General features: G+C 61.1%; 21 protein-coding genes. 7 read left to right on the top strand and 14 right to left on the bottom strand.

Features of this window, described 5'->3' with window-relative positions; genetic code table 11:
• Positions 1–77: 77 nt before the first annotated feature.
• Both ACV8MC_RS08190 and ACV8MC_RS08195 read right to left on the bottom strand, forming a co-directional pair.
• Positions 78–1,463 carry a GTPase/DUF3482 domain-containing protein gene (locus tag ACV8MC_RS08190; RefSeq protein ID WP_095181316.1) on the bottom strand — a complete coding sequence of 462 codons (1,386 nt, stop codon included), beginning with the start codon at positions 1,461–1,463 and terminating at the stop codon, positions 78–80.
• Positions 1,456–2,829: a DUF2868 domain-containing protein gene (locus ACV8MC_RS08195; protein WP_353188323.1), complete on the bottom strand. Its 1,374-nt coding sequence runs from the start codon at positions 2,827–2,829 to the stop codon at positions 1,456–1,458. Before ACV8MC_RS08195 ends, ACV8MC_RS08190 begins: the two co-directional genes overlap by 8 nt.
• An 85-nt stretch (positions 2,830–2,914) precedes the next feature.
• Here ACV8MC_RS08195 and ACV8MC_RS08200 point away from each other — a divergent pair, with 85 nt between their 5' ends.
• Positions 2,915–3,427, top strand: a complete 513-nt coding sequence (locus ACV8MC_RS08200) for a dihydrofolate reductase (RefSeq protein WP_122087905.1) — start codon at positions 2,915–2,917, stop codon at positions 3,425–3,427.
• 93 nt (positions 3,428–3,520) lie between these two features.
• On the opposite strand, the gene ACV8MC_RS08205 is transcribed toward ACV8MC_RS08200, so the two are convergent.
• Positions 3,521–4,912: an L-cystine transporter gene (locus ACV8MC_RS08205; protein ID WP_457264982.1), complete on the bottom strand. Its 1,392-nt coding sequence runs from the start codon at positions 4,910–4,912 to the stop codon at positions 3,521–3,523.
• A 239-nt stretch (positions 4,913–5,151) separates the two neighbouring features.
• Here ACV8MC_RS08205 and ACV8MC_RS08210 point away from each other — a divergent pair, with 239 nt between their 5' ends.
• Entirely contained in the window at positions 5,152–6,207 is a 1,056-nt protein-coding gene (locus ACV8MC_RS08210) for a haloacid dehalogenase-like hydrolase (protein ID WP_457264984.1), read from the top strand.
• A gap of 200 nt (positions 6,208–6,407) precedes the next feature.
• Here the strand turns inward: ACV8MC_RS08210 and ilvD are convergent, their stop codons facing one another.
• The 6 genes from ilvD to ACV8MC_RS08240 all read right to left on the bottom strand — a co-directional run bounded on the left by ilvD (position 6,408) and on the right by ACV8MC_RS08240 (position 14,129).
• Positions 6,408–8,249 (bottom strand): dihydroxy-acid dehydratase, encoded by a 1,842-nt coding sequence (gene ilvD, locus ACV8MC_RS08215; RefSeq protein ID WP_024014684.1) that lies wholly within the window; start codon positions 8,247–8,249, stop codon positions 6,408–6,410.
• Between the two features lie 256 nt (positions 8,250–8,505).
• On the bottom strand, positions 8,506–9,738 hold the full coding sequence (locus ACV8MC_RS08220) for an MFS transporter (RefSeq protein ID WP_457264986.1): 1,233 nt from the start codon (positions 9,736–9,738) through the stop codon (positions 8,506–8,508).
• Positions 9,731–10,708 carry a diiron oxygenase gene (locus ACV8MC_RS08225; RefSeq protein ID WP_150636946.1) on the bottom strand — a complete coding sequence of 326 codons (978 nt, stop codon included), beginning with the start codon at positions 10,706–10,708 and terminating at the stop codon, positions 9,731–9,733. The genes ACV8MC_RS08220 and ACV8MC_RS08225 overlap by 8 nt, the downstream gene beginning before the upstream one ends.
• Positions 10,705–11,778: a SagB family peptide dehydrogenase gene (locus ACV8MC_RS08230; protein ID WP_457264988.1), complete on the bottom strand. Its 1,074-nt coding sequence runs from the start codon at positions 11,776–11,778 to the stop codon at positions 10,705–10,707. The genes ACV8MC_RS08225 and ACV8MC_RS08230 overlap by 4 nt, the downstream gene beginning before the upstream one ends.
• 452 nt (positions 11,779–12,230) lie before the next feature.
• Entirely contained in the window at positions 12,231–13,427 is a 1,197-nt protein-coding gene (locus ACV8MC_RS08235) for a class I SAM-dependent rRNA methyltransferase (RefSeq protein WP_016772700.1), read from the bottom strand.
• A gap of 162 nt (positions 13,428–13,589) precedes the next feature.
• Positions 13,590–14,129: a type 1 glutamine amidotransferase domain-containing protein gene (locus ACV8MC_RS08240; RefSeq protein WP_016772701.1), complete on the bottom strand. Its 540-nt coding sequence runs from the start codon at positions 14,127–14,129 to the stop codon at positions 13,590–13,592.
• Between the two features lie 228 nt (positions 14,130–14,357).
• Between ACV8MC_RS08240 and ACV8MC_RS08245 the strand changes: the two genes are divergently transcribed.
• From ACV8MC_RS08245 to ACV8MC_RS08255, 3 genes are read left to right on the top strand one after another with little or no spacing between them, the layout of a single operon-like run.
• Positions 14,358–15,170, top strand: a complete 813-nt coding sequence (locus ACV8MC_RS08245; RefSeq protein ID WP_164558347.1) for an HDOD domain-containing protein — start codon at positions 14,358–14,360, stop codon at positions 15,168–15,170.
• 12 nt (positions 15,171–15,182) lie between these two features.
• Complete coding sequence (mutM, locus tag ACV8MC_RS08250) at positions 15,183–15,995, top strand: bifunctional DNA-formamidopyrimidine glycosylase/DNA-(apurinic or apyrimidinic site) lyase (protein ID WP_150743578.1); 813 nt, start codon at positions 15,183–15,185, stop codon at positions 15,993–15,995.
• Positions 15,996–16,050: 55 nt separating this feature from the next.
• Complete coding sequence (locus ACV8MC_RS08255; RefSeq protein ID WP_252868429.1) at positions 16,051–16,374, top strand: multidrug transporter; 324 nt, start codon at positions 16,051–16,053, stop codon at positions 16,372–16,374.
• A 125-nt stretch (positions 16,375–16,499) separates the two neighbouring features.
• Here ACV8MC_RS08255 and ACV8MC_RS08260 read toward each other — a convergent pair whose 3' ends face one another.
• The 5 genes from ACV8MC_RS08260 to ACV8MC_RS08280 form a co-directional block, all read right to left on the bottom strand.
• Positions 16,500–16,751, bottom strand: a complete 252-nt coding sequence (locus ACV8MC_RS08260; RefSeq protein WP_003195146.1) for a YfhL family 4Fe-4S dicluster ferredoxin — start codon at positions 16,749–16,751, stop codon at positions 16,500–16,502.
• Positions 16,752–16,910: 159 nt separating this feature from the next.
• A complete protein-coding gene (coaD, locus tag ACV8MC_RS08265) occupies positions 16,911–17,390 on the bottom strand; it encodes a pantetheine-phosphate adenylyltransferase (protein WP_003229157.1) in 480 nt (159 codons plus the stop codon).
• Positions 17,391–17,505: 115 nt separating this feature from the next.
• The gene (locus ACV8MC_RS08270; protein ID WP_457264991.1) at positions 17,506–19,101 is read right to left on the bottom strand and encodes a GMC family oxidoreductase N-terminal domain-containing protein; all 1,596 of its coding nucleotides are present in this window, start codon (positions 19,099–19,101) and stop codon (positions 17,506–17,508) included.
• Between the two features lie 131 nt (positions 19,102–19,232).
• Complete coding sequence (locus tag ACV8MC_RS08275; RefSeq protein ID WP_151553204.1) at positions 19,233–19,778, bottom strand: twin-arginine translocation pathway signal protein; 546 nt, start codon at positions 19,776–19,778, stop codon at positions 19,233–19,235.
• A 29-nt stretch (positions 19,779–19,807) separates the two neighbouring features.
• Positions 19,808–21,238: a coniferyl aldehyde dehydrogenase gene (locus ACV8MC_RS08280; protein ID WP_457264992.1), complete on the bottom strand. Its 1,431-nt coding sequence runs from the start codon at positions 21,236–21,238 to the stop codon at positions 19,808–19,810.
• Between the two features lie 147 nt (positions 21,239–21,385).
• Between ACV8MC_RS08280 and ACV8MC_RS08285 the strand changes: the two genes are divergently transcribed.
• Positions 21,386–22,057, top strand: a complete 672-nt coding sequence (locus ACV8MC_RS08285) for a TetR/AcrR family transcriptional regulator (RefSeq protein ID WP_256807924.1) — start codon at positions 21,386–21,388, stop codon at positions 22,055–22,057.
• A gap of 31 nt (positions 22,058–22,088) precedes the next feature.
• A complete protein-coding gene (locus ACV8MC_RS08290; RefSeq protein WP_256807925.1) occupies positions 22,089–22,943 on the top strand; it encodes a sulfurtransferase in 855 nt (284 codons plus the stop codon).
• Positions 22,944–23,103 lie beyond the last annotated feature (160 nt).

Consider the following 23,103-nt stretch of genomic DNA (forward strand, 5'->3'; position numbering starts at 1 on the left):
GGTCGGTGTATGACCCAAGAGCAACACAGTCGGCCCCCTCTCCCTCCGGGAGAGGGCTGGGGTGAGGGGGTAGCGATCTAAAGCTCAAGCACCCGATCAACCAACGCCTCAACCTGCTCCTGCCTTTCCGCCTGATTCAACTTCGCCTGCGGATTGAGCGACGACCACTGCGGATGCGCGCGCGCCTTGTTCAGCGCTTCCGGCAACTTGCCTTCGCGCCAGGTCTTGTCCAGAGGCGTGGCCACCTGAATGCTGTCCATCGCCGCATGCCCGCGCTGATCCAGGGCCAGCAGCAACTGGCGCTGGCGCAACGCCAACAGGCGCAGCACGGCGTCATCCACTGTCAATTCCCGCTGGCCTTTGATTTTGCCGAGCAGGCGACTGCCATAACTGCGCGCGGTTTGCAGCGCACCGCCGGCGATCGCACCGGCCAACGCCGCCGCGCCAAGGGTAATCCCGCCGACCAGCAAATCCACCCCAGCCCCGGCCGCTGCACCGGCAGCAATGCCGCCGCCGACGCGCACGCCGAGTTGCTTCAGGGTTTCCGGGTTGAACAGATCATCGCCCCAGCGCCCGTCGAGCAACGGCAAGTCACTGGCCGCCGCGTCCTGCGGGCGAAACGCGTAGAGCTTGAGCAGCGCCTCAACGCACTTTTGCTCGCGCTGGCGCACGGCTTTGCGCAGTTCGCTGATCGCCTGTTGTTCCTGCTCGGCTTCGCTGACCACACTGCGTCGGCACGCAGCGCAGTCGATCAGCAATTCGGCAATCAAGCGCGCGGCGCTTTGCTGACGGGCGAGGCGCTGCGCCTGCTGGTCGGCGATCAACCGCTCCAGTTGCGGCCGGGCGTTTTCCAATAGAAGGGCGAGGCTCTCGTACAAGCGCCGCTCGCCATCCTCGGGCGGCGCGACGCTGTCGAAACGTACCAACGCATGCAGCCCCAACCGCGCCAGCGCTTCACGCCAATCGGGTTCGCGATGGTTGGCGCTGCTGACGAAATTCAGCACCGGCAGCAGCGGTTTGCCGCAACTGGCGAGCACTTCCAGCTCGTCGCGGTACTTGGCCAGCACCGGTTCGCGGGCGTCGATCACATACAGACCGGCATCGGAGGCCAGCAGTTGTCGCAGTACCTTGGCTTCCTGTTCGAAACGCTGGCGCGCCTCGCTGCCGTCGAGAAACCGCGCCAGTCGTGCCGGGCCGTCGAGGCGTTCGCCGGGGCGTTCCAGACGCTCGAGAAAATCCAGCAGGGCGATCGCATCTTCCAGCCCCGGCGTGTCGTACAGATCGAGCAACGGCTCGCCGTCCACCGACAACCGCGCGCCTTCGACATGCCGGGTGGTACTCGGCCGATGCGAGACTTCGCCGAAGCCGACGTCACGGGTCAGCGTGCGCAGCAGCGAGGTCTTGCCGACGTTGGTGTGGCCGACCACCGCGAGTTTCAGCGGGGCTTTGCGTGCATCAGTCATGTCCGCTCTCCAGCCAGTTCATCGGCGCGCAATCGGCAAACGGCAGGTCCAGTTGTTGCAGCGCCGCGTGCCAGTCACCCAGACGTTGCCCGTCCAGCGCTTCGCCAGGCGGCGCTTGCAGCAGCCAGATGCGAGTGGCGCCAGCGTTGCGCGCGAGTTCGGCGATCAGCGCGAGGCTGCCGCGATCCGGCGAACGTCGTGGATCGCAGGCGATGGCCAGCCGCGCCGGCGGGAAGCGACTGAGTTGTTCGAGCAGTTTGTGCCGCGATTCGCGACTGTCGAGGATGCCCGCGTTGCTGACGTTTTTCGGCAGCGCGGGTGGCCACGGACGCTGTTCGTCCAACTCGATCGCCACCAGCAGCGCGCCTTCACTGGCGCGTTCGCCGACGTTGCTTTCGATGCGATGCAGTTGCGCCGGCTCCGGGTCGTTGACGCCGAGGCGCTCGCTGGTTGGCATCAGCCTTTCGCGCAGTTGCGCGTAGCCGGGCAGGTTCAGATCCAGGCGCAGCACGGCTTTGCCGCTGTTCCAGCGCCACAGGCAGAACAGCGCGAGCAGCAGGCGCGGCAGCACGCCGTAGACCACCAGCACACCGACCAGCCAGGTCGCCCAGGCTTGTCGTGCGCTTTCAATATCCAGTGCGCCGTCGCCGCTGGCGCGGATCATTTCCTCGGTCGGCACATTGAAGCCGAGCAGCGCCGGCAGATAGCCAAGGGCCTGGGTGACATGGATAAAGGTGTCGGCGCCGAGGATCGTGGTTTCCCAGACAAAGCCGTAGCGCCGCGTGGCCATCAGCGTCAGCAACAGGATCAGCGCGCTGAGCATCGCCAGCAGCCACAGACCATTGACCAAAGTGCCGAGTGCCCAGCGGTTGAGTTTCTTGCGTTGCAGCAGCAACAGCAGGGCGGGCGCCAGTTGCGCGGCTTTGGCATCGCGGGCGAATTTTTCGCTGAGCCACAGCCACAAGCGCCCGAGGGTGGCGCCGTGTTCGCCAGCGAAAATCAAACCCAGCGCCCAGCTCAGCAGCAAAATCAGATTGATCCCGAGCAGACTGCCCAGCGCCCAGAACACATTCACCGGCGTCTGCCCAAGTGCGGCGAAAGCCAGGCCGGCGCCGCTGAGCACGGCGAAAATCATCAACAGCACCAGCGCCAGACGCGCGCCTTGCAGCCAGTGCTTGAGGGCGGCGGTGAGCCCGTCGCGCTCGGCCAGCCATAGCGCCCGGCGCGCAATGCGGCTCGGCAGATCGCCACCAGCGGCGCGGGCCAGACGATTGGCTTCCAGGTCATCCAGCGGCCCCGCGTGTTCTTCGCGCAGGCGGATGGTTTCGGTGAGCCAGAGGTTTTGCAGTGGAGTCAGTTCAGTCACGCGGCGTCCCGTCGCTAAATCGAGCGCTGAGCATAACCGCTGTGGCGCTTATCGGGGTAAGCGCGGCTCTGGTATCCTCGCCGGCATGACTAAATCACTGCCCCTCAGCCTGATCGCAGCCCTCGGTGAAAACCGCGTGATCGGCGTCGACAACAGCATGCCCTGGCACCTGCCGGGGGACTTCAAATACTTCAAGGCGACCACGCTCGGCAAGCCGATCATCATGGGTCGCAAGACCTGGGATTCGCTCGGTCGGCCATTGCCGGGGCGCTTGAACATCGTGGTCAGCCGCCAGACCGATCTGCAGCTCGAAGGCGCCGAGGTCTATCCGTCGCTGGAAGCCGCCGTGGCGCGCGCCGAGGAATGGGCGAAAGCCCAGGGCGTTGATGAACTGATGCTGATTGGCGGCGCGCAGTTGTATGCGCAGGGACTGGCGCAGGCCGATCGGCTGTACCTGACCCGCGTGGCGCTGAGCCCGGAAGGGGATGCGTGGTTTCCGGAGTTTGATCTGAGCGAATGGAAGCTGGTGTCGGATGTACCGAATCCGGCAGAGGGCGATAAACCTGCATATAGCTTTGAGGTTTGGGAGAAAGCCTAACAGCTTCGCGAGCAGGCTCGCTCCCACAGGGGAACGCATTTCAGTGTGGGAGCGAGCCTGCTCGCGAAGAGGCCCGCTCAGTCGCTGAGAAGCTTAAGCCTGGGCCAACTCTGCGTGTTCATCGGCATCCAGCAGCGCTTTATCAGTCTGCTGCATGACCTGACTGGTAATCGCCCCAGCGGTAATCGAGCCACTCACGTTCAACGCGGTGCGACCCATATCGATCAGCGGCTCGACCGAAATCAGCAACGCCACCAGTGACACCGGCAGGCCCATCGCTGGCAGCACGATCAGTGCGGCGAACGTCGCGCCTCCACCCACTCCGGCGACACCGGCCGAACTCAACGTGACAATCGCTACCAGCGTCGCGATCCACAGCGGATCCAGCGGGTTGATGCCGACCGTTGGTGCCACCATCACCGCCAACATCGCCGGGTACAGGCCGGCACACCCGTTCTGGCCGATGGTCGCACCGAACGAGGCAGCGAAACTGGCGACTGACGACGGAATGCCCAGACGACGGGTCTGCGCTTCGATGCTCAGCGGAATGGTTGCCGCGCTGGAGCGGCTGGTGAAGGCGAAGGTCAGCACCGGCCAGATCTTGCGGAAGAAGCGCAGCGGGTTGATCCCGGCGGCCGACATCAGCACGCCGTGCACGACGAACATCAGGCCCAGGCCGATATACGAGACCACGACGAAACTGCCGAGCTTGATGATGTCTTGCAGGTTGGAACCGGCGACCACTTTGGTCATCAGCGCCAGCACACCGTACGGGGTCAGCTTCATCACCAGACGCACCAGACGCATCACCCAGGCTTGCAGGGTGTCGATGGCGTTGATCACTTTCTGACCTTTCTCGACGTCGTCCTTGAGCAGTTGCAGCGCGGCAACCCCGAGGAACGCGGCGAAGATCACCACACTGATGATCGAGGTCGGCTTGGCCCGGGCCAGGTCGGCGAACGGGTTCTGCGGAATGAACGACAGCAGCAATTGCGGCACATTGAGGTCGGCGACCTTGCCGGCGTAGTCGTTCTGAATGGTTTGCAGGCGTGCCATTTCCTGAGTGCCGGCGACCAGACCTTCAGCGCTGAGGCCGAACAGGTTGGTCAGGCCGATGCCGATCAGCGCTGCGATGGCGGTGGTAAACAGCAGCGTGCCGATGGTCAGGAAACTGATCTTGCCCAGCGACGAGGCATTGTGCAGACGGGCGACGGCGCTGAGGATCGAAGCAAACACCAGCGGGATCACGATCATCTGCAGCAACTGCACGTAACCGTTGCCGACCAGATCGAACCAGCCGATCGAGGCTTTCAGCACCGGGTTGCCGGCACCGTAAATCGTGTGCAGCGCGACGCCGAACGCCACGCCGAGGACCAGTGCGAGCAGGACTTTTTTCGCCAGGCTCCAGGTGGTGTGGCGGGTCTGCGCCAGACCGAAGAGCAGGGCGAGGAACACCAGCAAGTTGAGAATCAGCGGTAGATTCATGAGAACTCCAGTAAAGACTGTGCCAACAGCCATCCGGGGCTGCTGCGAACCGGCAAGCCTAACAGCTTGATTTGTAATGATTTAATACCAAAATTGCTGGGCAACCGTCGTTTTTGGAATAAGCGCGTGTCGCTGTCGGCAATGCAACTGACGCGCAGGGGACGTCAGCGGTCGCTGACAGGCGAGGGTTGTCACACTGATTTGTTAGCGTCGAACTCTTTGCATCGGGGAGTAGCGCTATGAGAATTGCACGCACGTTGTTGGCTATGGCACTGGCGGCTGGCCTCGCCGGCCAGGCATTGGCCACGGACCTCAAGCATTGGCCGGCAGATCAGGCCAAGGCGCTGGACGCGATGATCGCTGCCAACGCCAACAAGGGTAATTACGCGGTGTTCGACATGGACAACACCAGTTACCGCTACGACCTCGAAGAATCCTTGCTGCCGTTCATGGAAAACAAGGGCCTGATCACCCGCGACAAGCTCGACCCCTCGCTGAAACTGATGCCGTTCAAGGACACCGCCGAGCACAAGGAAAGCCTGTTCAGTTATTACTACCGGCTCTGCGAAGTCGACGACATGGTTTGCTACCCGTGGGTGGCGCAGGTGTTCTCCGGCTTCACACTCAAGGAGCTCAAGGGCTACGTCGATGAGCTGATGGCTTCGGGCAAACCGGTGCCCGCGACGTATTACGAAGGCGATGTGGTGAAGAAGCTCGACGTCAATCCGCCGAAGATCTTCACTGGCCAGCAGGAGCTGTACAACAAGCTGATGGAGAACGGTATCGAGGTCTACGTGATGACCGCCGCTTCAGAGGAACTGGTACGCATGGTCGCGGCGGATCCCAAGTACGGTTACAACGTCAAACCGCAGAACGTCATTGGCGTTTCACTGCTGCTCAAGGATCAGAAGACCGGCGAGCTGACCACTGCGCGCAAACAGATCACTGCCGGCAAATATGACGAGAAGGCCAACCTGGGCCTGGAGCTGACGCCGTACCTGTGGACCCCGGCAACCTGGATGGCCGGCAAGCACGCAGCGATCCTGACCTATATCGATGAATGGAAAAAACCGGTACTGGTCGGTGGCGACACCCCAACCAGCGACGGTTACATGCTGTTCCATGATGTCGACGTGGCCAAGGGCGGCATTCACTTGTGGATCAACCGCAAGGACAAGTACATGACGCAAATCAACGGCATGATGGCCAAGCACGTGGCGGCGCAGGCCAAGGAAGGCTTGCCGGTGACGGCGGACAAGAACTGGGTGATCGTCAAACCGGAAGACATCCAGTAAGCCACGATCGCATGTAGGAGCTGCCGAAGGCTGCGATCTTTTGATCTTGTTTTGGATCGTTCCCACGCTCTGCGTGGGAATGCAGCCCGTGACGCTCTGCGTCACTGGACGCGGAGCGTCCCTTGAGACATTCCCAAGCAGAGCGTGGGAACGATCAGCCCCGCACATGGCGGGGCATTTTTGCATCGGCGATTTGACGGTTACAGCCCGTCGAGCATCGCTTTGTTGCGCACCGCGCCCTTGTCGGCACTGGTCGCCAGCAGGGCGTAGGCCTTGAGCGCGGTGGTCACTTTGCGTGGACGCACCTCGACCGGTTTCCAGCCTTTCTTGTCCTGCTCGGCACGGCGTGCCGCCAGTTCTTCGTCGCTGACCAACAGGTTGATCGAGCGGTTCGGAATGTCGATCAGCACCTTGTCGCCATCCTGCACCAGACCAATCGCGCCGCCGGCCGCAGCCTCTGGTGAAGCGTGACCGATTGACAGGCCGGAAGTACCGCCGGAGAAACGCCCGTCGGTGAGCAGCGCACAGGCTTTGCCCAGACCTTTGGATTTCAGGTAGGACGTCGGGTAGAGCATTTCCTGCATGCCCGGGCCGCCTTTCGGGCCTTCGTAGCGAATGATGACGATGTCGCCTTCCTTCACTTCGTCAGCGAGGATGCCGCGCACGGCGCTGTCCTGACTTTCGAAAATTTTCGCGTTGCCTTCGAAGACGTGGATCGACTCATCGACCCCGGCGGTTTTCACCACGCAACCGTCCTGCGCGATGTTGCCGTACAGCACGGCGAGGCCGCCTTCTTTCGAATAGGCGTGCTCGAAGCTGCGGATGCAGCCGTTTTCACGATCGTCGTCGAGGGTTTCCCAACGGGTCGACTGGCTGAACGCGGTCTGGGTCGGAATGCCCGCAGGACCTGCCTTGAAGAAGTGATGCACGGCTTCGTCGCTGGTCTGGGTAATGTCCCACTTGGCGATGGCTTCTTCCATGCTGCGGCTGTGTACGGTCGGCAGGTCGGTGTGCAGCAGGCCGCCACGGGCCAGCGAACCGAGGATGCTGAAAATGCCGCCGGCGCGGTGCACGTCTTCCATGTGGTACTTCTGGATGTTCGGTGCGACTTTGCACAGCTGCGGCACGCTGCGCGAGAGGCGGTCGATGTCGCGCAGGTCGAAATCGATCTCGGCTTCCTGGGCGGCTGCGAGCAAGTGCAGGATGGTGTTGGTCGAACCGCCCATGGCGATGTCGAGCATCATCGCGTTCTCGAACGCCTTGAAGTTGGCGATGTTGCGCGGCAGCACGGAGTCATCGTTCTCGCCGTAGTAACGCTTGCACAGCTCGACGATGGTGCGACCGGCCTGCAGGAACAGCTGTTCGCGGTCGCTGTGAGTGGCCAGAGTGGAACCGTTGCCCGGCAAGGCCAGACCCAGTGCTTCGGTCAGACAGTTCATCGAGTTGGCGGTGAACATGCCGGAGCACGAACCACAGGTCGGGCAGGCGCTACGCTCGTACTCGGCGACTTTCTCGTCAGAAGCGCTGGAGTCGGCGGCGATCACCATGGCGTCGACGAGGTCGAGGCCGTGGGAGGCGAGTTTGGTCTTGCCCGCTTCCATCGGGCCACCGGAAACGAAGATCACCGGGATGTTCAGGCGCAACGCGGCCATCAGCATGCCCGGGGTGATCTTGTCGCAGTTGGAAATGCACACGATAGCGTCGGCGCAGTGGGCATTGACCATGTACTCGACGGAGTCGGCGATGATCTCGCGACTCGGCAGCGAATACAGCATGCCGTCGTGGCCCATGGCGATGCCGTCATCGACGGCGATGGTGTTGAATTCCTTGGCCACGCCACCGGCGCGTTCGATTTCGCGGGCGACCAGTTGACCCAGGTCCTTCAGGTGCACATGCCCCGGGACGAACTGGGTGAACGAGTTGGCGATGGCAATGATCGGCTTCTTGAAGTCGTCATCTTTCATGCCGGTGGCGCGCCACAGTGCGCGGGCGCCGGCCATGTTGCGGCCGTGGGTGGATGTTTTCGAGCGGTAATCTGGCATGGAGCACTCCGGGCGGCTAATCACGTACTAAAGGGGAGTGAGCTTCTGTTGACCTCTGAAACACCCGAAAAATGGCCGTGTGTCCGGAAGCTGCCGATGACGTTGCGGGATCGCCGCTGGTCTCAGCCTGAGCTCATAAACCCGCCGGGGATGAATGGCGATGAATGAGGCGATTCTACACCGCTGACGCCGCGAGGGAATGGCGCAAAGCATCGTTGACTTGCTGATGCGGTGCGCGGGATGACGACTGGCAGGGTCAATGGTCGCCTCCGGGCATCAACCTGTTGCTGCGCAGGTTGCTGACGCGACGGCCAATCACGCTGTTGAGCAACAGCGATACGCCGCTCAACACCACGAAGCCGTAACCCAGCGTCGCTTGCAGGTTGGCCGGGCCGAGGCTGATCAAGGCGCTGACCAGCCCGCCACAGATAAAGATGATGGTGCTGCCGGCAGACGCCGATGCGCCGGCATTTTCGGCAAACAGGCTCATGGCGCGGGAGGTAGCCGGTGGCCGGGAAATGGTCGTGCCCACCGTGCAGATGAGCATTGGAATCAGCACCGTCGCAGCTGACAAATCATGGTTGGCGGCCAGATAGAGCATTACCAGTCCCGAGAGCAGGATCAGACTCAGCCCGGTAAAAATCTGCTGTTGCGCATTGATATGCCGGTTCAGCACGCTGGCGAGCACGCCGCCAAAGACATAGGCGGCGCCGTAGATCAGCAGGATCAAGGCGAAATCGTAAGGTGCCATCTGCAGCTGCTCCATGAAGATCAGCGGGGAGATGACGATGAAGGAAAAGTGGCAAGCGAAAGCGAATGCGGAAATCAGCCAACAGCCGACAAATTCGAAATTGCCCAGGACGCGCTGATAGGACTGGATGAAGCCAAGGCGGGTGGGATCATGAGGAGGACGGCTGTTATCGAGCAATCGCCAGGTCTTGATCAGAACTGCTGCGGCCAGGGCGATGAAGACCCAGAAGCTGCCGCGCCAGCCGAGCGTGGCTTGCAGAAACGTGCCCGCCAATGGTGATATCGAAATGAAGATGCCCGTTGCGGTGACCATCAGGATCCGCAGGCGATCACGCTCGTTGCCTTCGAACAGGTCCTGCACCAGTGCCTGGGACAGCACGAAGCAACCGCATCCCAGCGCCTGCATTACCCGGAAAATCAGGAACAGCGTGTAGTCATTGCTCAGCACGCAGCCAAGTGCGCCGAGCAGCGACACGCTCATGCCGGCAAGCAGCAGACCTTTGCGCCCGATCACATCTGACAGCGGGCCGATCAATAACTGGGCAAATGCGATGCCCACGGCAAACAGACTGATCGACAGCGCGATGTCGTTAGACGATCGGCCAAAGTGTGCTGCCAACGCCGGAAAGGAAGGCAGCAGCACATCCAGCGGAAACACGCCAAGCAGGATCATCGCCAGCAGCAGGCTGATTGCTCCGCGCTGTTGTCGGCGGGTGGTTGCACGGCTGTGTTTATCCATCGATCAATCCTGCTTTGGCGAAGAGTGTCTGGTTATGGGGCAATGCAAAGAAGCCGGCCTTGTGCAGGGCCTCCACAGTAGGTTTGCAGCCTGCGCGTGCACGAGCGCGGTTGGCCTGCACCGTTGCCGTGCCGCCGACAATCTCCATCACGTCGATCTCGGCAATACCGGCCGAACGCAGGCTTTGTTGCAGCCAGCCTTCATCTGCTTCGAAGAAGATGGAAATGATCTCCACGAGGGTCTTGCTGGCGAACAGGCGTTGACGACTGTTCATCGCAATCCAGAAGTAATGGAAGGCTTCGGCGAAATAGCGGCTGTGCCGGGCTTCGTCGGCAAGGTGATCACGCAACATGTCACTCACACTGGATACCAGCGTGTCGCGGCAGACCTCCAGCAACTCGCGGGCAATGATGGTTTCCGAGACAAATCCCAGCAGGAACCAGGCCAATGCACGGTTTTTCTCCGGCGTGCGCGCGATCAAAGCGTTCATGCGGCTGATCCGCTTCGGAATGACCGGTCGCCGGGTGATGCCGTAGAGCGCAGCGATCTGCTCGGCAATCTGGTTGGAAAACAGCGCGTGGTAGCCCTCGTCGGTATACAGCTGCAGTGCCGCATGTTTCATCGGTAGCGGTATATAAATGGGCAGTTCGCGGTGCACGATGACTTCCACCGCGCGGTTGACGATGCGGTGTTCGAGCAGGGTGGTGTAGTCGAGGAAATACACCAGATGATTGGCGGTAAGGCGGTGCAGGGTTTCGCGACCTTTGGCCTGGATGGCCGGATGCGCCAGATAGGGCACAAAGGCCGGGGGTAACCAGTAGCGGGTTTGCAATTGCTGCTCGACATCGCCCGGTAACCGATAGTCATGGACACTGCTGCGTACCGATGCACGGTTCTCCCAGCCTGGAAGCGTGAATTTGAGCGACCATGACACCGGGGCTTCGCTCTCGTCCATAGCCGTGGGAATCATGACTGTGCTCCGCTGAGCAGATCACGCATTTCCTGGCACATGGCCTGGCCATCGCTTTGTCCGCAACCGACGAAGAACAACGGTTGCTCGGCGCTGTCCGCGATGCCGAGCAGGGTTTCAATCTGTGCGTCGGCAAACGCGCCGGTCAACCAGGTGTTCAACCCCAGCGTCGTCGCTACCAGTTGAAAGGTTTGCGAGAGATGACCGGCCTCGATGAAGGCCATGCGATAGGCACGCGAGTGCTCGTACTTCCACCAGAGACGATCAAACCTTGCAGTGATGAACACGCCCAGTGGCAGGTTGTTGATGAAATGCTGGCCGCCGAGCAATTGACCCAGCTCCGGATCCGGCAGCGCATTGATCCGACTCAGGGCGTGTTCGGCAGGGTGATAGGCGTAGATGCCGGGTTCCAGTCCGCTGACATTTTGCGCCAGGACAAATCCCTCACAGGCGTTCAGTCCGCCGCCGGACGGGCAGCTTCGGCGTGCCTCCAGACCCGGTGCGACCGGATCGTCGTGGGCATTGTCGCGTGGGGGAAGGTAGCCGAGGGTCAGATACAGCAGCGTGCCGACCTCATCCAGTGTCACCGCTGCACCGGTGTAGGAACGACAGGTTTTGCGCCTCATCAGGGCCTGAGTCAGGCTGTCATCATCAATGGCGCCAGGTACGGGCAGGGTAATCAGGGGCTGCACTGATCGCCGCGCCCGGGTGTCTGCAGGTTCTGGCTTCGCCAGCACTTCGCTGCAGTGCGCCAGATATTGCCTGGACCACTCGTGGATATTCCGAGGCGTATGTGCGCTAGGTATGTTTTGTGTGCCGATGTGATAGATCTTCGACAATTCATCCCAGCCCCAATTCGGACTGTCTATTTTTGAAGTTATTAAAATGCCGGCGTCCAGAAGTTGTGTGTCTATTATGTTGTTCGGGTCAAATATATCAGGGTTGTGTATAAGGCTGGCGAGGCGATGGGAGTATTCAAGATCAAGTTCGTGTTGAGTGTGGTTCTTGTAGTTCCAGACAACTTGTCCAGGCGGGCGCGGCAATATAAAAAGAAAAGGATTGATATACATGGGCTCAGGTCACTCGGGAAAAAGTCTGATGGACGCCAGAGTGCCGGCACTCTCCGGCGTCCAGGCTTACTTAGCGGCCGGTGGCTGCAACCAGAAAGGCCAGGTTGGCGAGTTTGTCTGTTTCGAGATAAATGGTTTTCATGATGTGAACTCCTTGTTCGTTGGTAGTTGAGTCGCTTCGTTGCGACAACTTCATATTAGTTTGTAATCGAATATTGGCAAGCGGATATTAAGTAGGAATATTCCAGTAATTTTGTCGGAGTGATCTTTTGCAGGAGGCTTACTGCGTAGGTTTAATTTCCATGATTGACAGGCATGACGAAACTTCCTGCAAGGCAGCGAGAAAGAAGTTGTAGGAAGAGGGCAGGACACTCATGTCGAGTGTGAAAAAACGGGGGGAGGGCGCGCAAAAAAAACGGGGAGCTCAGTGGCTCCCCGGTGTGCAAGCGCAATCAGCTGTTGGGCAGCAGACGGCAGGTGATGCTTTTGATGTAACGGGTTTCAGCGATGGCCGGATGCACCGGATGATCCGGACCCTGACCGCCACGCTCGAGCATCTGGATATTGCGGTCCAGGTGACGGGCGCTGGTCAGCAGGATGTTCTGCAGATCATCTTCCGGCAGGTGCATGGAGCACGAAGCACTGACCAGAATGCCGTCCTTGGTCAGCAGGCGCATGGCTTGCTCGTTCAGACGACGGTAGGCGCCTTCGCCGTTCTTCATGTCTTTCTTGCGTTTGATGAAGGCCGGCGGATCGGCAACGATCACGTCGAAACGCTCTTCGCTGGCTTTCAGTTCCTTCAGCGCTTCAAAGACATCGCCTTCGATGCAGGTCATCTTGTCAGCGAAACCGTTCAGCGCAGCGTTGCGCTCTACACCGTCGAGGGCGAATGCGGAGGCGTCGACGCAGAACACTTCGCTGGCGCCGAACGCCGCGGCCTGCACGCCCCAGCCACCGATATAGCTATAGAGGTCGAGCACGCGTTTGCCTTTGGCGTAGGGTGCCAGGCGCGCGCGGTTCATGCGGTGGTCGTAGAACCAGCCGGTTTTCTGACCTTGAATGACCGGCGCTTCGAACTTGACGCCGTTCTCTTCCAGCGCGACCCATTCCGGTACCAGACCGAACACGGTTTCGACGTAGCGGTTGAGGCCTTCGGCGTCGCGGGCGGCGGAGTCGTTCTTGAACAGGATGCCGCTTGGCTTGAGCACTTGAGTCAGCGCGGCGATCACGTCGTCTTTGTGCGCTTCCATGGTCGCCGAGGCGATCTGCACCACAAGAATGTCGCCGAAACGATCGACCACCAGACCCGGCAGCAGGTCGGAGTCGCCGTAGACCAGACGATAGAATGGTTTGTCGAACAGACGCTCGCGCAACGACAGTGCGACATTCAGGCGATGCACCAGTAGCGACTTGTCGAGTGCCAGTTTGATGTCGCGTGACAGCAGACGCGCGCAGATCAGGTTGTTCGGGCTCATGGCGACGATGCCCAACGGCTTGCCGCCAGCGGCTTCGAGCACCGCCTGATCGCCGGCCTTGAAGCCGTGCAGAGGCGTGGCGGCCACGTCGATTTCGTTGCTGTAGACCCACAAGTGGCCGTTGCGCAGGCGACGGTCGGCGTTGGCTTTGAGGCGCAGGCTAGGCAGGGACATGACGTCGCTCCGGAAAAAAGAGCGGGAGTATAGCGTGTTGACGCGTGCTCCGGTCTGGCCTGCGATGAAAAGCGGATGGCCCCTTCGCGAGCAGGCTCGCTCCCACACTTGCAATGCATTCACCTGTGGGAGCGAGCCTGCTCGCGAAAGCGATTTCAGCTCTTATGCAGCCAGTGCGTCAATCAGGGCCTGACTGAACGCCGGCACATCATCCGGTTGGCGGCTGCTGATCAGGTTGCCGTCCTTGACCACTTCCTGGTCGACCCAGTTGACCCCGGCATTGACCAGATCGTCCTTGACCGTTTTGTAGCTGGTCATGGTCTTGCCATTGACCAGTCCTGCCGAGATCAGCAACCAGCTGCCGTGGCAGATCACGGCAATCGGCTTGCCCGCCGAAGCGGCAGTCTTGACCAGATGCTGGGCATCCTGATCGATACGGATGGTGTCGGAATTCTGCACACCGCCCGGCAGCAGCACGGCATCGTATTGATCGACGCTCACAGCCTGGAAAGTGTTGCTGACGGGGAAGTCGTCGGCCGGTTTGTCATGGTTCCAGCCTTTCACCGTGCCAGCCTCGGCGGAAAGGATATCGACCTGCACGCCGGCCTGCTCCAGAGCATCCTTGGGGCCTGTCATTTCGACCTGTTCGAAACCATCGGTAACCAAAATAGCGACGCGTTTGCCATTGAGGGAAGTTGCCATCGGTAAGCTCCTGAGTCTGTGGAGATTTTGCCTTCGCAGCGGACCGTTGAGGTCCGATGCGCCCTACAGATTCCGAAGCCTGGGCACAGATGAAAGTTCCGACGATGTGCCCATCGGTGTGTCGCCCTGCCGTTTCAGCGGTTAGAATCGCCGCCTGCCCCGGAGTGTGTACTTATGTCCCAAGAGCTGACCACCGAACAGATTCAACAATCGCTGCAAGGCATCAGTGTGCCGGCGCAACCGCAGATCATGGTGGATCTGCAAATGGAGCAGTACATGCCCGACCCGGACCTGGAGGTGATCGCCAAGCTGATCTCCCAGGATCCCGGCCTGTCCGGCGCGCTGCTGAAAATCGTCAACTCGCCGTATTACGGCCTGAGCAACAAGATCACCTCGATCCAGCGTGCGGTGAACCTGTTGGGCAGCCGCTCGATCATCAACCTGATCAACGCGCAGTCGATCAAGGGCGAGATGAACGACGACACCATCGTCACCCTCAACCGTTTCTGGGACACCGCGCAGGACGTGGCGATGACCTGCCTGACCCTGGCCAAGCGCATCGGCACCCAGGCCGGTGACGAAGCCTATGCGTTAGGGCTGTTCCACGATTGCGGCGTACCGTTGATGCTGCAGCGTTTCCCCAACTACATGACCGTACTGGAAGAGGCCTATGCCAGCGCCAGCCCGGAATGCCGTGTGGTCGATACGGAAAACCGTGTGTTCAACACCAATCACGCCGTGGTCGGTTACTACACTGCCAAGTCCTGGCGCCTGCCGGAGCATGTCAGCGCCGCCATCGCCAACCACCACAACGCGCTGGCGATTTTCAGCGACGAATCGTCGAAGAACAGCCAGCTGAAAAATTTGCTGGCGATTCTGAAAATGGCCGAGCACATCTGCGCCTCGTATCGGGTGCTGGGCAACCAGACCGAAGATTTCGAGTGGAACGCGGTCGGCCCGTTGGTGCTCGATTACGTCGGTCTGTCGGACTACGACTTCGAAACACTCAAACAAACGATTCGCGACCTCGGCGCGCATTGATCCGAGGACACCATGCCTGAACTGCCGGAAGTCGAAACCACCCGTCGCGGGATCGCCCCGCACCTGGAAGGCCAGCGTGTCAGCCGCGTCATCGTCCGCGACCGGCGCCTGCGCTGGCCGATCCCCGAAGACCTCGATGTGCGCCTGTCCGGGCAGCGCATCGTGCTGGTGGAGCGGCGCGCCAAGTACCTGTTGATCAACGCCGAGATCGGCACACTGATCAGCCATCTGGGCATGTCGGGCAATCTGCGTCTGGTCGAGGCCGGGTTGCCGGCGTTGAAGCACGAGCACGTCGACATCGAACTGGAATCGGGTCTGGCCCTGCGCTACACCGACCCGCGACGGTTCGGCGCGATGCTGTGGAGCAACGACCCGCTCAATCACGAACTGCTGATTCGCCTCGGACCGGAGCCGCTGACCGATCTGTTCGATGGCGAAAGATTGTTCAAGCTGTCACGCGGGCGCTCGATGGCGGTCAAGCCGTTCATCATGGACAACGCGGTGGTGGTCGGGGTGGGCAATATCTATGCGACCGAAGCGCTGTTCGCCGCCGGCATCGACCCGCGCCGCGAAGCCGGAAGCATTTCCCGCGGGCGTTACTTGAAACTGGCGATCGAGATCAAACGCATCCTCGCCGCCGCCATCGAGCGTGGCGGCACGACATTGCGCGATTTCATTGGCGGCGACGGTCAGCCCGGCTATTTCCAGCAGGAACTGTTTGTCTACGGCCGGGGAGGGCAGCACTGCAAGGTCTGCGGCACCGGATTGCGCGAAGTTAAGCTCGGCCAGCGCGCCAGCGTGTTTTGTCCGCGCTGCCAGACCTGAAAAATCCTTGGGTCTATAGTGAGAAGTCTCACTGCTCAGCCCGAAGGATCGTGCCATGAAACTCCTGCAAGTCTTCTTCGTCACGCTGCTGCTGTGTTCCAGTCTGGCTGCTCAGGCCTCGGAAAACGGCAGCGGTGACCCGCGATACACCATCCAGAATCCCCCGGCCTACGCCATGCTCGGCGACCTGCTGATTGCCCGACCTTTGCTGGTGGTGGCAACGGTGATCGGTGCGGGAGCGTTTGTGGTGTCGTTGCCGTTTACCGCGCTCGGCGGCGGTGTTGGCGATGCCGGTCAGGCGCTGGTGGTAGACCCGGCGAAAGCAGCGTTTGTGCGGTGTCTGGGGTGTACGGGGGAGGGGTTCGAGCAGCGCGAGTGAGCTGATCGGGTTTCAGGGGTGTGGCTGATGGCCCATTCGCGAGCAGGCTCGCTCCCACAGGAGAATGCATTGCAAATGTGGGAGCGAGCCTGCTCGCGAAGAAGGCCGGACGGGCACTGAAGAGATCAGGCCTTGCCGGTAATCTTGCGGTACTTCTCCATCAACTGTTCTTCAGTCTCCGGATGGGCTTCGTCCAGTGGAATGCAATCCACCGGGCAGACCTGCTGGCACTGCGGCTCGTCGTAGTGGCCGACGCACTGGGTGCACAGGTTCGGGTCGATCACGTAGATCTCTTCGCCTTGGGAAATGGCGGCGTTCGGGCACTCGGGTTCGCAGACGTCGCAGTTGATGCAATCGTCGGTGATGATCAGGGACATGCTAACTCCAGCCGGGGCGGCAGGCCCGGGCGCTATAAATCAATGCGCGCAATTGTGCCGCATTGGCGCTCGCAGTGCACGCGGGGGCGATCAAGGGCACGAGACTGCAATCTTTAAAAGCAAAGATCGTCTGATCGCAGCCCGAGCCTTCGGCAGTTCCTACTTCTTGAAGCGCAGGGTCAGCGCGTCGGCCACGGCCGGGTGGACGAACTTGCTGATATCGCCGCCCAGCGCGGCAATCTCCCGCACCAGCGTCGAGGAAATGAACGAATAACGCTCCGACGGCGTGAGAAACAGGCTCTCCACATCCGGTGCCAGTTGGCGGTTCATGTTGGCCAGCTGGAATTCGTATTCGAAGTCCGACACCGCACGCAGACCACGCAGGAACACATTGGCGTTCTGCTCTTTGGCGAAATGCGCGAGCAGCGTCGAGAAACCGACCACTTCCACGTTCGGCAGGTGTTTGGTGACCTCGCGAGCCAGTTCGACCCGTTGTTCCAGTGGGAACAGCGGGTTCTTTTTCGGGCTGGCGGCGACCGCAATGATCACGTGATCGAACAGGCGCGAGGCGCGTTCGACCAGATCGCCATGGCCCTTGGTAATAGGGTCGAAGGTACCTGGGTACAACACTCGGTTCATCGCGTCGTCCTGGCGGGAGTCCGTTGGGGAGTCGGATGGTATCGCAGCCTTCCCGGTCGGCCAAGTCGCCTGTTGGGTAAGAAAGCACTATAGACGATAGGAATATTCTGCTTTTTCATGGATTTTTCAGCCGATCAGCCAAGGCTGTCGCCAGTTGCGCGGTCAGGCCATACACCGACAACTGCGGGTTGGCGCCGATGCTGGTGGGGAACAGCGAGCCGTCGTGAATCGACAGATTGCTCAGTTGATGATGGCGGCCGAGGCTGTCAGCGACCGCGCTTTTCGGATCTTCACCCATCGCACAACCACCCATCACGTGGGCACTGCCCAGTCGCGTGCGGTACAGCTCCAGGCTCAACCCGTCGATCAGCGAGCGCGCCTCAGCCAGTGTCTTCACATAGCGACCGTCGGCGTGCATCGGCATGACCGATTGCGCGCCGCCGGCGAACTGGATTTCGGCCATGACGTGAAAGGCCCGGCGCAAACCGTCCCAGGCGTACTGCGAAACCTGATAGTCGAGCACCGGCGAGCCGTCGCCGCGCAGCTCCACCGAGCCACCGCTGCTGTCCGGATGGAAGCCATCGCGCAGCAGCGCCAGCATCGCGTGGGTGTGCGGCAGATCAGCCATGTGTTGCGCGTTCTCTTGACCGAAACCGCCGAGCAGTGTGGCGGCCAGCGCCGGGTGCAGCGGCGGCACTTCGAGTTTGAAAGCCATCGGCCCGGTGGTGCCGTCCTTCCACTGAAAATGGTCGGAGTAGATCGACTGCGGCGCGCCGTAGAACGGATTGACCACCTCGGCGAAACGCGCGGCGGACATGTTCACCGGGTGCAGAAAGGTGCGCTTGCCTATGCGCTCATGCGGATCCGGCGCGTCGGAGCGCAGCAACAGCGCCGGGCTGTTGATGCCGCCGCCGGCCAGCACATAATGCCGCGCCTTGACGGTGATGCTGCGCCCGGTCGGCTCGACGCAGCGTTGGTCCATCGCCACGCAATGCAGGCCGGTGACTTTGTCGCCACTGATCAGCAGTTTCTCCACACGCGCGAGATACAGCAGCTCGCCGCCCTTTTCCAGCGTCGCCGGGATGGTCGTGACCATCATCGATTGCTTGGCATTGCTCGGGCAGCCCATGCCGCAATAGCCCAGATTCCAACAACCGCGAACGTTGCGCGGGATCACGTGCCAGCTGTAGCCGAGTTGCTCGCAGCCTTTGCGGATCACATCGTTGTTGGCATTGGGCGGCACCATCCACGGCGCGACCCCGAGGCGCTGCTCCATTTTTTCGAACCACGGCGCCATCTCTGCCGGGCTATGGCCTTTGACGTTGTGCTCGCTGGCCCAGTGTTCGAGGGTCGGCTCGGGTGTGCGGAAGCTCGAGGTCCAGTTGATCAGCGTCGTGCCGCCGACCGCGCGGCCCTGCAGGATAGTGATCGCGCCGTCCTTGCTCATGCGCCCGATGCCTTCCTGGTAGAGGCTGCTGTAAGCCTCGTCTTCGAGCAGCTTGAAATCCGAACTGGTCTTCAGCGGGCCTTCTTCGATCAGCAGGACTTTGTAGCCGGCCGCGCTGAGGATCTCCGCCGTGGTGCCGCCGCCGGCGCCACTGCCGATGATCGCCACGTCGGCTTCGAGGGTGAGGTCGTCGCTCAGTTGCGCGCCGTTGTAGGTTTTCCAGCCTCGGGCGAGGCCTTCGCGGAAGGGATCGGGTGCGGGCATCGGTCAGGTTCTCTTTATTATTCTGGATGCTGAGGTGATGCAGCAGGCCCCTTCGCGAGCAGGCTCGCTCCCACAGGGGGATGCATTTCAAATGTGGGAGCGAGCCTGCTCGCGAAGGCCGCGCCCTGGTTTCAGACCTTCGGCGGACCGGGATAACCGCAATGCGCCCAGGACTCGGCGCGGGTGTACCAGGCCATCATCACCATCTGCTGCAACGAGCTATGGCCCATGCGCAACAAGCTCAGTGAGCTGTTCTCCCAGCGATCAAGGAAATGCCGCATCGCCTCAGGGCTGGCGTTTTCCCAACTGCCCCAGATGCCGGTGAGCGGGCCACGGGTCACGGCCATGCCCAGCACATCGAAGAGTTGCCGAGTGAGCTTGAGCATTTCCGGCGACAGGTGATCGAGGCTGTAGTCCAGCGACTTCAGCGTGCCGTCGAGCGCAGCGGGCATTTTCTCGGCGGCCACGGCGCCGTCGAGCATCACCGGGATCAGCGCGCGCAGGAACAGCAGATCGCCGTCGCGCAAACTGACAAAGCCGTTGGCGCTGATGCTCGACGAGCAGCCAGTGAGGCTGGCGCCAAGGCCGGCGGTGGCAAGAAACGCGCTGGCGCCGAGGCTGAATTTCAGCAGGCCACGGCGCGACAGGGCAGGTGTTTCGGTCAGGCTTGGGTGCATTGTTTTTATTACCCGGCGTCGACGAACGTTTAGCGAATGAACAGCTTCTGAATCAGTTTCTGAATCGATGTGCCATAGGGCGGGTAGATCAGCCGGGCCGCGTTGAAGCGCTGTTTGATCAGCACGCCCTTGGCCTTGCTGAAGGTCAGGAAACCTTCGTGGCCGTGGTAATGGCCCATGCCCGAGGGGCCGATGCCACCGAAGGGCATATCGTCCTGAGCGACATGCAACAAGGTGTCGTTCAGGCATACGCCGCCGGAATGGGTCTCGTGCAGCACGCGATGCTGTTCGCGTTTGTCGTAGCCAAAGTAGTAAAGAGCCAGAGGACGAGGCCGCTGATTGATGTAAGCGAATGCCTGCTCCAGATCGCGATAAGGCACGATCGGCAGCAACGGGCCGAAAATCTCGTCCTGCATCACCGTCATCTCATCGCTGACATTGAGCAGCACGCTGTGTGGCATGCGTCGGCCCTGGCCTTGTTCGAACAGTGGGATCAGCAGCGCGCCCTTGCTGGTCGCGTCGCTGACGTAACCGTTCAGTCGGGACATCTGGCGTTCGTTGATGATCGCGGTGTAGTCGGCGTTGTCGGCCAGGGTCGGGTAGAAGCCTTTCACAGCCTGACGGTAGGCCTCGACGAAGGCGCCGACGCGGTCTTCCGGCACCAGCACATAGTCGGGCGCGACGCAGGTCTGCCCGGCATTGAGAGTTTTGCCGAAAGCGATGCGTTCGGCGGCGTCCTTGAGCGGTACGTCTGTGGATACGATGGCCGGCGACTTGCCGCCCAGTTCCAGGGTGACCGGCGTGAGGTTTTCCGCCGCAGCGCGCATGACGTGTTTGCCGACGCTGGTGGAACCGGTGAACAGCAGGTGATCGAACGGCAGACGCGAGAACGCCACGCCGACATCCGCTTCGCCCAGCACTACACAAACCAGGTCTTCGGGAAAGATCCGCGCGAGCAGCTCTTTGAGCAACAGGCCGGTGGCCGGGGTCGATTCGCTGAGCTTGAGCATCACCCGATTGCCCGCCGCCAGGGCGCCGACCATCGGCCCTACGGCCAGATACAGCGGGTAGTTCCACGGCACGATCACACCGACCACGCCCAGCGGCTGGTAAACAACCTTTGCCGAAGCAGGCTGGAAGGCCATGCCGACCTTGCGCCGCGATGGCTTCATCCAGTTCTTCAGATGACGGCTGGCGTAGTGAATGCCGTGCAGGCTCGGCATCAGTTCGGCGAGCAGGGTTTCGTCGACGCTGCGGTGACTGAAATCGGCGCTGATCGCCTCGATCAATGCCTGCCGCTCAGCGCTGAGCAAATCGCGCAAAGCCTTGAGCCATTGTTGCCGCTGTGCGGCCGGCGGCATCGGGTTGGCGGCATATGCGGCCCGTTGTGCCTGGAACTGCCGATCGAGGGTTTCAAGAGGCTGTTGCAGGGTTTGCAGGTAGGCAATGTCGGCAGTCATCGCGGGCTCCGGATTTTATTGTAATGGGCACTTTTTAGAGTCTAAGCTCTAGAAAGTCAAACGACTTCCGTGCACGGCAAGGTTTTATCCATTTCCGGTTAGGTCGTAAGATGCGCCGTCTACGCACTCTGAATTAAAGCTCAAGCCATGGCCCCACGAATAAAAACCAGCGAGCGCATCGTTCAGAACAGCCTGGAGCTGTTCAATCAGCAGGGCGAGCGCAGCGTCAGCACCAACCACATCGCCGCGCACATGGAGATTTCTCCGGGCAACCTGTACTACCACTTCCCCAACAAGCAGGCGATCATCGCCGTGTTGTTCAGTGAGTACGAAGCCCTGGTGGACAGCTTTTTGCGTCCGCCTCAGGGTCGCCCGGCGACCGTCGAGGACAAGCGTTTCTATCTCAAGGAACTGCTCTCGGCCATGTGGCGCTACCGTTTCCTGCATCGTGACCTTGAGCATCTGCTCGACAGCGATGCGGAACTGGCCGCGCGCTATCGGCGTTTTTCCCAGCGCTGCGTGATCCAGGGCGCAGCGATCTACGAAGGCTTCGTCGCCGCCGGCATCCTGAAAATGGACCGTGTGCAGATCGAATCGCTGACCCTCAATGCGTGGATCATCCTGACGTCGTGGGTGCGTTTTCTGTGCACCACCCGGGAAAACTCCAACCACCTCAGCGAACAGGCCGTGAAGCGTGGCGTGTATCAGGTGCTGGTGCTTGAGGCAGGGTTTGTCACCGATCAGGCGCGGGATGAAGTCAAAGCACTGTTCGACGAGTTCTATGTGCCGCTGGCGCAGGCCCTTGAAGACGTGAAATAAACCGTTCAGCCGAATTCCACAGGAGCCCGTTATGTCGATTGCGCAGTTGATCAGCCCACAAGTTTTGGACGCTCGCAAAGAGCAGCCGGGGCTGGTGATTCTCGATTGTCGTTTCGCCCTCGAAGATCCGGATTACGGCCAGCGCAGCTACGCCGAAGGGCACATTGCCGGGGCGAGTTTCGCCGATCTGGAGCGGGATCTGAGCGGTAAAGTCGAGAAGGGCGTGACCGGGCGTCATCCGTTGCCCGAGCCGGCGGCGCTGATCGAACGCCTGCAAGCCTGGGGCATCTGCAACGACAGCGATGTGGTTTTGTACGACGACGGCCCGGGTGCATACGCGGCGCGGGCGTGGTGGTTGCTGGCATGGCTGGGCAAGCGCGACGGCGTATTCATTCTCGATGGCGGGCTCAAGGTCTGGCACGCGGCCGGCCTGCCGCTGAGCCTGGATCCGCCGAGCGTGACGTCGGGTAACTTCAGTGGTCAGCCGGACATGAGCCTGTTGCTCAGCGCCGAACAATTGCAGCAGCGCCTCGGCCAGCCAACCCTGACCCTGCTCGACGCCCGCGCCTTGCCGCGCTTCAAGGGCGAAGTGGAACCGATCGATCCGGTCGCCGGGCACATTCCCGGCGCGCAGTGCGCGGCGTTCACCGACAACCTCGGCAGTGATGGACGTTTTTTGCCGGCGGAGCAGCTCAAGGAGCGCTTTGCGGCGAAGCTGGCTGATCGCTCACCGTCGGAACTGGTCGCCTACTGCGGCTCGGGAGTGACGGCGTGTCACAACCTGTTCGCACTGTGCCTGGCTGGGTATCCGCTGGGGGCGCTGTATGCCGGATCGTGGAGCGAGTGGATCAACGAACCGTCGCGCGGCATTGCCACGGGCGAATAAACACAGCGATCTCCTGTAGGAGTGAGCCTGCTCGCGATGGCGGTATGTCTGTGAGTTAAATGCCAACTGATTCACCGCTTTCGCGAGCAGGCTCGCTCCCACATTGAACCAGGTTGTGCCATGCATTTTCATGCCGACACAAATCCCTGTGGGAGCGAGC

This window comes from Pseudomonas sp. PK-RTE-24 (assembly GCF_054052265.1).

Coding starts and splice junctions, on each gene's coding strand:
- ACV8MC_RS08230 (WP_457264988.1), bottom strand. CDS start 11,778: ATGTATATCAATCCTTTTCTTTTTATATTGCCGCGCCCGCCTGGACAA.
- ACV8MC_RS08255 (WP_252868429.1), top strand. CDS start 16,051: ATGAAACTCCTGCAAGTCTTCTTCGTCACGCTGCTGCTGTGTTCCAGT.
- coaD (WP_003229157.1), bottom strand. CDS start 17,390: ATGAACCGAGTGTTGTACCCAGGTACCTTCGACCCTATTACCAAGGGC.
- ACV8MC_RS08285 (WP_256807924.1), top strand. CDS start 21,386: ATGGCCCCACGAATAAAAACCAGCGAGCGCATCGTTCAGAACAGCCTG.
- mutM (WP_150743578.1), top strand. CDS start 15,183: ATGCCTGAACTGCCGGAAGTCGAAACCACCCGTCGCGGGATCGCCCCG.
- ACV8MC_RS08275 (WP_151553204.1), bottom strand. CDS start 19,778: ATGCACCCAAGCCTGACCGAAACACCTGCCCTGTCGCGCCGTGGCCTG.
- ACV8MC_RS08235 (WP_016772700.1), bottom strand. CDS start 13,427: ATGTCCCTGCCTAGCCTGCGCCTCAAAGCCAACGCCGACCGTCGCCTG.
- ilvD (WP_024014684.1), bottom strand. CDS start 8,249: ATGCCAGATTACCGCTCGAAAACATCCACCCACGGCCGCAACATGGCC.
- ACV8MC_RS08200 (WP_122087905.1), top strand. CDS start 2,915: ATGACTAAATCACTGCCCCTCAGCCTGATCGCAGCCCTCGGTGAAAAC.
- ACV8MC_RS08280 (WP_457264992.1), bottom strand. CDS start 21,238: ATGACTGCCGACATTGCCTACCTGCAAACCCTGCAACAGCCTCTTGAA.
- ACV8MC_RS08190 (WP_095181316.1), bottom strand. CDS start 1,463: ATGACTGATGCACGCAAAGCCCCGCTGAAACTCGCGGTGGTCGGCCAC.
- ACV8MC_RS08220 (WP_457264986.1), bottom strand. CDS start 9,738: ATGGATAAACACAGCCGTGCAACCACCCGCCGACAACAGCGCGGAGCA.
- ACV8MC_RS08260 (WP_003195146.1), bottom strand. CDS start 16,751: ATGTCCCTGATCATCACCGACGATTGCATCAACTGCGACGTCTGCGAA.
- ACV8MC_RS08240 (WP_016772701.1), bottom strand. CDS start 14,129: ATGGCAACTTCCCTCAATGGCAAACGCGTCGCTATTTTGGTTACCGAT.
- ACV8MC_RS08210 (WP_457264984.1), top strand. CDS start 5,152: ATGAGAATTGCACGCACGTTGTTGGCTATGGCACTGGCGGCTGGCCTC.
- ACV8MC_RS08290 (WP_256807925.1), top strand. CDS start 22,089: ATGTCGATTGCGCAGTTGATCAGCCCACAAGTTTTGGACGCTCGCAAA.
- ACV8MC_RS08270 (WP_457264991.1), bottom strand. CDS start 19,101: ATGCCCGCACCCGATCCCTTCCGCGAAGGCCTCGCCCGAGGCTGGAAA.
- ACV8MC_RS08205 (WP_457264982.1), bottom strand. CDS start 4,912: ATGAATCTACCGCTGATTCTCAACTTGCTGGTGTTCCTCGCCCTGCTC.
- ACV8MC_RS08225 (WP_150636946.1), bottom strand. CDS start 10,708: ATGATTCCCACGGCTATGGACGAGAGCGAAGCCCCGGTGTCATGGTCG.